The sequence below is a fragment of the Acidovorax sp. KNOB132 genome (genome assembly GCF_057541515.1).
Genome location: NZ_BAAJYT010000151.1, coordinates 1 through 9249 on the forward strand (window position 1 = coordinate 1; position 9249 = coordinate 9249).

Annotated in this window: 8 protein-coding genes and 2 pseudogenes; 8 read left to right on the forward strand and 2 right to left on the reverse strand. The window is 69.6% G+C overall.

All coding sequences use genetic code 11. The features are described from left to right. The 8 genes and pseudogenes from AC27IO_RS16705 to AC27IO_RS16740 form a co-directional block, all read left to right on the forward strand. Positions 1 to 551, forward strand: a 551-nt coding sequence (locus tag AC27IO_RS16705) for an RNA 3'-terminal phosphate cyclase (protein WP_498739759.1), incomplete at its 5' end; no start/stop codon positions are given. 78 nt (positions 552 to 629) lie between these two features. Beyond that, positions 630 to 1547 carry a cysteine synthase A gene (gene cysK, locus AC27IO_RS16710; protein WP_284413957.1) on the forward strand — a complete coding sequence of 306 codons (918 nt, stop codon included), beginning with the start codon at positions 630 to 632 and terminating at the stop codon, positions 1545 to 1547. Between the two features lie 290 nt (positions 1548 to 1837). Then, positions 1838 to 2602: an endonuclease/exonuclease/phosphatase family protein gene (locus AC27IO_RS16715; RefSeq protein ID WP_272565266.1), complete on the forward strand. Its 765-nt coding sequence runs from the start codon at positions 1838 to 1840 to the stop codon at positions 2600 to 2602. After that, positions 2602 to 3075, forward strand: a pseudogene (locus AC27IO_RS16720) (phospholipase D-like domain-containing protein); the annotation flags it as partial. The gene AC27IO_RS16715 and the pseudogene AC27IO_RS16720, both read left to right, overlap by 1 nt. Before the next feature lie 79 nt (positions 3076 to 3154). After that, a complete protein-coding gene (gene clsB, locus AC27IO_RS16725) occupies positions 3155 to 3832 on the forward strand; it encodes a cardiolipin synthase ClsB (RefSeq protein WP_498739760.1) in 678 nt (225 codons plus the stop codon). 3 nt (positions 3833 to 3835) lie between these two features. Continuing rightward, positions 3836 to 4966 carry a lysylphosphatidylglycerol synthase transmembrane domain-containing protein gene (locus tag AC27IO_RS16730; protein WP_317353379.1) on the forward strand — a complete coding sequence of 377 codons (1131 nt, stop codon included), beginning with the start codon at positions 3836 to 3838 and terminating at the stop codon, positions 4964 to 4966. A gap of 272 nt (positions 4967 to 5238) precedes the next feature. After that, positions 5239 to 6141 (forward strand): hypothetical protein, encoded by a 903-nt coding sequence (locus AC27IO_RS16735; protein WP_498739762.1) that lies wholly within the window; start codon positions 5239 to 5241, stop codon positions 6139 to 6141. A gap of 318 nt (positions 6142 to 6459) precedes the next feature. After that, positions 6460 to 8175, forward strand: a complete 1716-nt coding sequence (locus AC27IO_RS16740; RefSeq protein WP_498739764.1) for an NAD(P)/FAD-dependent oxidoreductase — start codon at positions 6460 to 6462, stop codon at positions 8173 to 8175. Between the two features lie 53 nt (positions 8176 to 8228). Here the strand turns inward: AC27IO_RS16740 and AC27IO_RS16745 are convergent, their stop codons facing one another. Then, the gene (locus AC27IO_RS16745; RefSeq protein WP_498739765.1) at positions 8229 to 8639 is read right to left on the reverse strand and encodes a hypothetical protein; all 411 of its coding nucleotides are present in this window, start codon (positions 8637 to 8639) and stop codon (positions 8229 to 8231) included. 143 nt (positions 8640 to 8782) lie between these two features. After that, positions 8783 to 9249, reverse strand: a pseudogene (locus tag AC27IO_RS16750) (methyl-accepting chemotaxis protein); the annotation flags it as partial.

Here is a 9249-nt window from a genome sequence, read left to right on the forward strand (position 1 = left end):
CGCCCGCGGCTGGCCCGCTGGCGCCGTTCGATCTGCTGGACCGCGGCGCGCGCCGCAGCGCCTGGGCCGAAGCCCTGGTGCCGGGCCTGGCCCGCGGCATCGCGGTGCGCGAGCTGGCGGCGCTTCGCCAGCAACTGGACTGGAGCGAAGGCGACGACCCGTGGCGCATCCCGCCCGCACGGCAGAACGAAGGCCCGGGCAACGCCCTGCTGGCGGTGCTGGAGCATGCCGAGGTGACCGAGGTGTTCTGCGCGCTGGGCGAGCGCGGCATGCCGGCAGAACAGGTGGCGCGCCAGCTGGCCGGCGAAGTGCGCTCGTTCGAGCGCAGTCGCGGCGCTGTCGGTCCGCACCTGGCGGACCAGTGGATGCTGCCACTGGCCCTCGCCGTCTGGCGCAGCGGCCAGCAGGCCAGCTATACGGCCGAGGCGATCACCCCGCATGCCAGCACGAATGCGCAGGTCATCGCGCAGTGCCTGCCGGTGCGCATCGCCATGGCGCCCTGCGCGGGTGCCACGCGCATCGACATCGAGAAAGCCGCATCGCCGGCATAACCATATGCGCGGAGTGTCGTAGGCATGGGCCAAAATGTTTTTTTTGCCTGTCCCGTACCTGTCCAACCTGGAGACGCCATGAAAGTCGAGAACATCCTGCAAACCATCGGCAACACGCCCCATGTGCGCATCAACCGCCTGTTCGGCGCGGGTGCCAACGTCTGGGTCAAGTCCGAGCGCAGCAACCCCGGCGGTTCGATCAAGGACCGCATCGCCCTGTCGATGGTGGAAGACGCGGAACGCACCGGCGCGCTGCAGCCCGGCGGCACGATCATCGAGCCCACGTCGGGCAACACGGGCATCGGCCTGGCCCTGGTGGCGGCGGTGAAAGGCTACCGGCTCATTCTGGTGATGCCCGACAGCATGAGCGTCGAGCGCCGCCGCCTCATGCTGGCCTACGGTGCGCAGTTCGACCTCACCCCGCGCGAAAAAGGCATGAAGGGCGCCATCGCCCGCGCCGAGGAACTGCGCGCGCAGACCCCCGGCGCCTGGGTGCCGCAGCAGTTCGAAAACCCCGCCAACATCGACGTGCACGTGCGCACCACGGCACAGGAAGTGCTGGCGGACTTTCCTGATGGCCTGGACGCGCTGATCACCGGCGTGGGCACGGGCGGCCACCTGACGGGGGTGGGCCGCGTGCTGAAGGCGAAGTTTCCGGCCCTCAAGATCTTCGCGGTGGAGCCCGTGGCCTCGCCCGTGATCTCCGGCGGCCAGCCGGCCCCGCACCCGATCCAGGGCATCGGCGCGGGCTTCGTGCCCAAGAACCTCGACACCAGCCTGCTTGACGGCGTGATCCAGGTCGATGCCGAGCCCGCGCGGGAATACGCCCGCCGTGCCGCGCGCGAGGAAGGCCTGCTGGTGGGCATTTCCTCCGGCGCCACGCTGGCCGCCATCGCACAGAAGCTGCCCGAGCTGCCCGCTGGCGCCAAGGTGCTGGGCTTCAACTACGACACGGGCGAGCGCTACCTGTCGGTCGAGGGCTTCCTGCCCTCCTGAGGCGCTTTCTGAAACCGCGCGCTGCCCCGGGCCAGGGCAGTGTGCGCAGTCCACCCACCCGACGCCATGGGTGGGACCTTTTTTGGGCTGGGGCAGGCGCCTGCCCCGGCCCGGGAGCCGGGCTGCCGGCGGCCCTCAGGCCCGGCCGCCATCGGGTCACAAGCGTTCGGCCAGCCGTCCTACAGCCCAGCCGGACCGCCATCGAAACAATCAAAGCCCATGCGGGGCCCGCCTGAAACCGGGCTTTTCGGCCCGGTTCCCGCCCCTCCCCCGCGCTCACTGATTGCCCCATGGAACCATCCACCGCCTCTCCCGTTGCCTTCAAGGTGCTGACCGTGAACGTGCACAAGGGCTTCACCACCTTCAACCGCCGCTTCATGCTGCACGAGTTGCGCGAAGCCGTGCGTGGCGTGTCGGCCGACCTGGTCTTCCTGCAGGAAGTGCTCGGCACGCACCAGCGGCACGCCGGGCGCGTGGCCAATTTTCCGCAGGAGCCGCACTACGAATTCCTGGCCGACACCATCTGGGGCCAATACGCCTATGGCCGCAATGCGGTGTACGACAACGGCCACCACGGCAACGCGCTGCTGTCCAAGTTCCCCATCGTCCACTACGAAAACCACGACATCTCCGTAAGCGGACCCGAGCGGCGCGGCATGCTGCACTGCGTGCTGCAGCCCCCGGGCCACGCCCGGCAGGTGCATGCCATCTGCGTTCACCTGGGCCTGCAGGAGGCGCACCGCCAGCGCCAGCTCAAGCGCGTGTGCGAGCTGGTGGCCACGTTTCCGCCCGAAGACCCGGTGGTGGTGGCGGGCGACTTCAACGACTGGCGCGGCCGTGCGCACGACGTGCTGCGCGCCGGCGCCGGCCTGCACGAGGTGTTCATGCATGCGCGGGGCAAGGCCGTGCGCACCTTCCCGGCCTCCATGCCGCTGCTGGCGCTGGACCGCATCTACGTGCGCAATGCCTCGGTGCACGCGCCGGTGGTGCTGCCGCGCAAGCCCTGGCACAAGCTGTCGGACCACGCGCCCCTGGCCGCGGAGATTTCGCTGTGATGCACCGCTCCCGCCCCTCGCGCTGGGTGCCCGGCAACCACTTCACGCTGCTGGAGAACGGCGAGGCGTTCTTCCCCCGCGTGTTCGAGGCCATCGCGCAGGCACGGCGCGAGGTGATCCTGGAAACCTTCATCCTCTTCGACGACAAGATCGGCCGGGGGCTGCACGCGGCGCTGCTGCAGGCCGCGCGCAACGGCGCCGAGGTGCATGTGCTGGTGGACGGCTTCGGCTCGCCCGATCTGCCGGAAGACTTCATCGGCGAACTGGTGAATGCCGGCGTGCGCTTTCGCATCTTCGACCCGGGCCGCCGGCTGTTCGGCCAGCGGCTGAACGTGCTGCGCCGCATGCACCGCAAGATCGTGGTGGTGGACGGGGAGATCGGCTTCATCGGCGGCATCAACTACTCGGCCGACCACGTGGCCGACTACGGCCCCGAGGCCAAGCAGGACTACTCGGTCGAGGTGCGCGGCCCCATCGTCGCCCACATGCTGGGCTTCGCGCGCGATGCCGTCATGCCCCCACGCACACGGCGCGCGCCAGGGGGTGAACGCCGTGCCGCCGCTGCCCCATGCGGGCACGGCGGATGCCATCTTCGTCACGCGCGACAACCACAACCACACCAACGACATCGAGCGCCACTACCGCGTGGCCCTGCGCGCCGCGCGCGAGCGCGTGGTGATCGCCAATGCCTACTTCTTTCCCGGCTACCGCTTCATCCGCGAAATGCGCCGCGCGGCGCGGCGCGGGGTGGACGTGCGGCTCATCCTGCAGGGCCAGCCCGACATGCCCATCGTGCGCACGGCGGCCAGCATGCTCTACGACCACCTGCTGCGCGCGGGCGTGCGCATCTACGAATATTGCGACCGGCCGCTGCACGGCAAGGTCGCGCTGGTGGACGGCGAATGGTCCACCGTGGGCTCCAGCAACCTCGACCCCTTGAGCCTGTCGCTCAACCTCGAGGCGAACGTGGTGATCCGCGACAAGGATTTCAACGCGACGCTGCACGAACGGCTGGACCACCTGATGCAGCACAGCTGCCGCCAGGTCCAGGCCACGCCACCCTCGCGCTGGGATGGCCTGCGCCTGCTGCGCAGCTATTTCCTGTTCCATGTCATGCGCTGGTTCCCCTCCTGGGCGGGTTGGCTGCCGCGCCACGAGCCCGAGATCTCGCTGGTCCGCGCCCAGGAGCCCCCGGCCCACGACACCGGTCACCGGCCTTCGGCCACCTGAGCCATGGCGGCAGCGGCGCCCTCCCCGGCCCTGTCCTCCCTGGACCCGGCCAAGCCTGGGCATGACCCCGCCCGGCCCCAGGCCGGGGCCCCCAGGGACCGCGCTGCGCCGCCCACACGCCCCGACAGCCGCTGGAAGCGCCTGACCGCCCACCGCTGGTGGCCCTGGGCCGTGACCCTCGCCAGCGGCGCCTTCGTCCTCTTCGTCGTCTCGCTGCTGGTGCGCCAGGCACGCACGGTGGACTGGCCCGCGGTCTGGGCGTCGTTCCTGGCCTTGCCGGTGCCGGTGCTGCTGCTGGGCGGCGCGCTGGCGCTGGCCAGCCACCTGCTGTACAGCACCTTCGACCTGTTCGGGCGCCATTACACGCGGCACGGGCTGTCGGCCGGGCGCACGGTGGGCATCACGCTCATCGCCTATCCGTTCACGCTGAACCTGGGATCGATCATCGGCGGGGTGACGGTGCGCTATCGCCTGTACTCGCAGCAGGGCGTGTCGGTGGCGGCCATCGGGCAGGTGATCGGGATGAGCATCCTCACCAACTGGCTGGGCTATTTCTTCCTGGCGGGCGCGGTGTTCTGGCTGTGGTCGCCGCAGCTGCCCGACAACTGGCACGTCGGCCCCCAGCACCTGCGCTGGATGGGTGCCGCCCTGACGGCGGCGAGCCTGCTGTACGTTGCCGCCTGCGCCCTGCGCCATGGCCGGCCCGTGCACCTGCGCGGGCACCGCATCGCCATGCCGCGCTGGCCCGTGGGCATGCTGCAGGTGGCGCTGTCGGCCGCCAACTGGATGGTGATGGGCGCGGCGCTGTGGGTGCTGACCGGGCAGCGCGCACCGTATGCGGCCGCGCTGGCGACGGTGCTGCTGGGCGCCGTGGCCGGGCTCATCTCGCGCATCCCCGCCGGGCTGGGCGTGCTGGAGGCCGTGGGCGTGGCGGTGCTGTCGGCCTACCTGCCCGCACCGCAGGCACTGGCCTCGGTGCTGGCCTACCGCATGCTGTATTTCTTCCTGCCCCTGGGGCTGGCTGCACTGGCGTTCGGCGGGGTGGAGTTGCTGGGCCGCCGCCGGCCCGGCATGGCAGGAGAATCCACCGCCCAGGCCGAGCATCAAAAAGCCCGCCAGCGCAATCAATACTAGGGCATAGTGCTATTAATTAAATAGCAAACGGGCTGAGCGCCGCAAGACCCAAGGCTGCGCCTGGAGGCCCTTTCCGTGGAATGCCGGGACAGGGATGATGGCAACCCGGTGCGGCCCCGCGCGACCGGACACCCGCGCCCGGTCTGTCAGCCCGTATCCTTCACACGGGTTCCCCCCTGAGTTCCTGGCACCGTCCACGAAAGAATCCGGAGCCAGTCGCAGGCCCATGGCAACAGCGCCGATGCGCCGCCCCCACCTCCAACAACCGAACCATGAAACCAGCCGACCCCGTCGATGCCGAACTCATCCGGCGCCTGCAGAAAACCTCGCGGCATTTCCTTTTGCACGCTCTGGAACACGCGCTGGCGGATGAGCGCAACGAGACCAACGCGCTGCAGACACTCGCCAACATTCAGGCCGCGCTCGAACTGCTCACCAAGCTGCGCATCGTCAGGACCGTCGGTTGGCAAGGCATCGCGGTGGCCAGCCTGCACACCAAGGCGCAAGCCGAGCTACTGCAGTCCATCCACGACGGACAGTTCAAGTCCATCGCTTTCTGGGAGAGCCGAAAAAAGGCCTCGTCCAGTCTGCTTCTCAACGCCCAGGACCTCCAGCTTCTCGACGATTTTCAGAACCGAAGGAATCAACTGATGCACCTCGGCCTGGACATGGACCCCGAAACGGTATTGGACGAGTCCATCTGGTTGCTGGTGCGGGTCATCACCCAGCTCGACTGGAAGGTCAATCTCCGGGCACAAGACCAATACCTGTCCAACAGCCTGAAGCAGTTCATCGGCCTGGACCTGTATCAGAAGCTCATCGAAAAGACATCCTACGTGGACGAGGCCATTGACCGCGCGTACGACGATTTCGATCGCTTCGGCCCGGTCCGCTGCTGCCTGGCCTGCGGCAGCGATGCGATGGTGGAAAGCGAGCATGGCGATCTACGCTGCCTGGTGTGCCATTTCGAAGCCGGGCCCTTCACCATGGGGTTTCTCGACTGCCCAGCGTGCGGCCGAAAGGAAGGCGTGATCTATGACGTGCTCAACGTGGGCGACAACCCGTCCGTCCCCGGCAAATGCGGCGCCTGCAGGACGATGATGGACGTCTCGCGGTGCACCGCGTGCAAGGTCGACCACCTGACATCGGCGGGTTGCCAGTTCTGCGCGGACTAGCCGTTCTCCGGCATCGGCCCCGCGCCAGGCGCGACCTTGAGGTGCACCCTGCGCCGTCGCGTTTTCGCTGCCATTCGGTCGGTCCGATCTCATGCACTTCGGAGCAGTGCAGGCCCTGCACGCCGGCAACAAGGAAAAAGGCCTCCAGCGCAATCATTACTAGGGCATATTGCTATTAAATTAATAGCAATATGCCCTAGTAATGACTGCACATCGGCTGGGCTTGCCGCACCCTGTCTGACCGGCATCGCGGGCCTCCTTTATCATGCCGGTCCCCACGACATTGCCCTTCGCCCGATCGACACGGGCCCGCAAGCCATGATCCGCCTGTCCGAAATCAAGCTGCCGCTCAGCGCGGCCGAATCCCCCGAGCCCGCCCTGCGCGCCGCCGCCTGCCGCATCCTGGCGCTGCCGCCCGAAGGCATCGCCCATGTCCACGTCTTCAAGCGCAGTTTCGATGCGCGCAAGGCCGAACTGCTGGCGGTGTACATCATCGACATCACCCTGGCCGATCCGTCGCAGGAGGCCGCGCTGCTGGCGGGCCACGCCGGCCAGCCCCACATCCAGCCCACGCCCGACATGGTCTGGCGGCCGGTGGGCCGGGCACCAGAGGGGTTGGCGCACCGGCCCGTGGTGGTGGGCTTCGGGCCCTGCGGCATCTTCGCGGCGCTGGTGCTGGCGCAGATGGGGTTCCGGCCCATCGTGCTGGAACGCGGCCGCGCGGTACGCGAGCGCACGCAGGACACCTGGGGCCTGTGGCGGCGGCGCGAGCTGCAGGCGGAGTCGAACGTGCAGTTCGGCGAGGGCGGCGCCGGCACATTCAGCGACGGCAAGCTCTACAGCCAGATCAAGGACCCGCGCCACCTGGGCCGCAAGGTCATGGAGGAATTCGTGCAGGCCGGCGCGCCGCCCGAGATCCTCTCGGTGGCGCACCCGCACATCGGCACGTTCAAGCTCGTCAAGGTGGTGGAGACGCTGCGCGAGCAGATCATCGCGCTGGGCGGCGAGGTGCGGTTCCAGCAGCGCGTGACCGACGTGGTGGTCGAGCAGGACGCCGCCGGCCAGCGCCACCTGCGCGGCCTGCAGGTGCTCGACCAGGCCACGGGACAGACCCACACGCTGCGCGCCGACCACGTGGTGATGGCGCTGGGCCACAGCTCGCGCGACACCTTCGCCATGCTGTACGAGCGCGGCGTGCACATGGAGGCCAAGCCCTTCTCGGTGGGCTTTCGCATCGAGCACCCGCAAGGGCTCATCGACCGCGCGCGCTGGGGCCGGCACGCCGGGCACCCGCTGCTGGGCGCGGCCGACTACAAGCTGGTGCACCACGCGGGCAACGGCCGCGCGGTGTACAGCTTCTGCATGTGCCCGGGCGGCACGGTGGTGGCCGCCACCAGCGAGCCGCACCGCGTGGTCACCAACGGCATGAGCCAGTATTCGCGCAACGAGCGCAATGCCAATGCGGGCATGGTGGTCGCCATCGACCCCAACGACTATCCGCACGACCCCGTGGCATTCGAGGCGGCGCTGGGCGCCCCCTATGGCGTGCAGGCGCTGGTGGCCGGCGCGACGCCGCATCCGCTGGCGGGCATCGTGCTGCAGCGCCAGCTGGAGTCGAACGCCTACGTGCTGGGCGGCAGCAACTACAACGCGCCCGCGCAGCTGGTGGGCGATTTCCTCGCACGGCGAGCGTCGACGGCGCTGGGCTCCGTGGAGCCCTCGTACAAGCCCGGCGTCACGCTGACCGACCTCGATGCCGCCCTGCCCGGCTACGCCACCGAGGCCCTGCGCGAGGCGCTGCCGGCCTTCGGCAGGAAGATCAAGGGATTCGACATGCACGACGCGGTGCTGACCGGGGTGGAGACGCGCACCTCGTCGCCCCTCAAGATCGGGCGCAACGAGGCCTTCCAGAGCCTGAACACCGCCGGCCTGTACCCGGCCGGCGAAGGCGCGAGCTACGCGGGCGGGATTCTTTCGGCCGGGGTGGACGGCATCAAGGTGGGCGAGGCCGTGGCGCGCGCGCTGCTCGCCTGACGCGCATTCCCGGCCCGTCGCCCAGCGCCTTCAGCGCACAGGCGGCACTGGCCTCAGCGGGGCGCCCAGTGCCCGGGCCGCATGTGCCAGTCGCCCGGGCCCGGCTCCCAGTGGTGGGGCACCCACACCGCGCCGGGGCGCGGCGGCGTGGTCCAGTGGCCCGGCCGCCAGACGTAGCGGCCGCCGCCCCACTCCCAGAATCCACCGACCCACACATGCACGGGCGAAGGCGCCACGGTGATCGTCTCGACATAGGGTGCGGGCGGTGCGGTGGGCGCGACGACCACCACGGGGGCGGGCTCGACCATCACGGCACGGGCGGGCGGCGGCTCCACCACCACGGTGCGTGGACGGGGCGGCGGGGCGACGACACAGCCCGAGAGAACCGTGGCGGCCACCAGGGCCGCCGCCAGGCCGCCGAATGCGGGCCTGGAGGAAGAAGTGACAACAGGGGAAGAAAGCATCATGGGCACCGGTCCGGGAAAGTGACTGATGCGTGCTCAACGCCTGCGCCAGCGGGCCCTGTTGACGCGCTGGCGTAAATCCCCGGTAAAGCGTGGGCCTGCCGCCGAGGCCGCCCCCGCCCGGCGCACCGCGGCTCGGGCGGTCAGCGCACCGCGAGCGCCGAACCCGCTGGCAGCCGGAAGGCCTCCACCAGTTGGGCCAATTGCGCGGCCTGCACGCGCAGCCCCTGGGCGGCGGCGGAGGATTCCTCCACCAGCGCCGCGTTCTGCTGCGTCATCTGGTCGAGCTGGTTCACCGCCTCGCCCACCTGCCCCAGGCCCGTGCTCTGCTCGCGTGTGGCGGTGCCGATCTCGCCGATGATGGTCGCCACCTGCTGCACCGAGTCGACGATCTCGCCCATGGTCCCGCCGGCCGCATGCACCAGCTGCGAGCCTTCCGCCACCTGGCGCACGCTGTCGCCGATGAGCCCGCCGATCTCCTTGGCGGCCGTGGCCGAGCGCTGCGCGAGGCTGCGCACCTCGCTGGCCACCACGGCGAAACCCCGACCCTGCTCGCCGGCGCGGGCCGCTTCCACGGCGGCGTCAGGCGAGGATGTTGGTCTGGAAGGCG

Bases quoted from the DNA above. Each gene is read 5' to 3' on its own strand.
- cysK (WP_284413957.1), top strand. From the start codon at position 630: ATGAAAGTCGAGAACATCCTGCAAACCATCGGCAACACGCCCCATGTG.
- AC27IO_RS16715 (WP_272565266.1), top strand. From the start codon at position 1,838: ATGGAACCATCCACCGCCTCTCCCGTTGCCTTCAAGGTGCTGACCGTG.
- AC27IO_RS16730 (WP_317353379.1), top strand. From the start codon at position 3,836: ATGGCGGCAGCGGCGCCCTCCCCGGCCCTGTCCTCCCTGGACCCGGCC.
- AC27IO_RS16735 (WP_498739762.1), top strand. From the start codon at position 5,239: ATGAAACCAGCCGACCCCGTCGATGCCGAACTCATCCGGCGCCTGCAG.
- AC27IO_RS16740 (WP_498739764.1), top strand. From the start codon at position 6,460: ATGATCCGCCTGTCCGAAATCAAGCTGCCGCTCAGCGCGGCCGAATCC.
- AC27IO_RS16745 (WP_498739765.1), bottom strand. From the start codon at position 8,639: ATGCTTTCTTCCCCTGTTGTCACTTCTTCCTCCAGGCCCGCATTCGGC.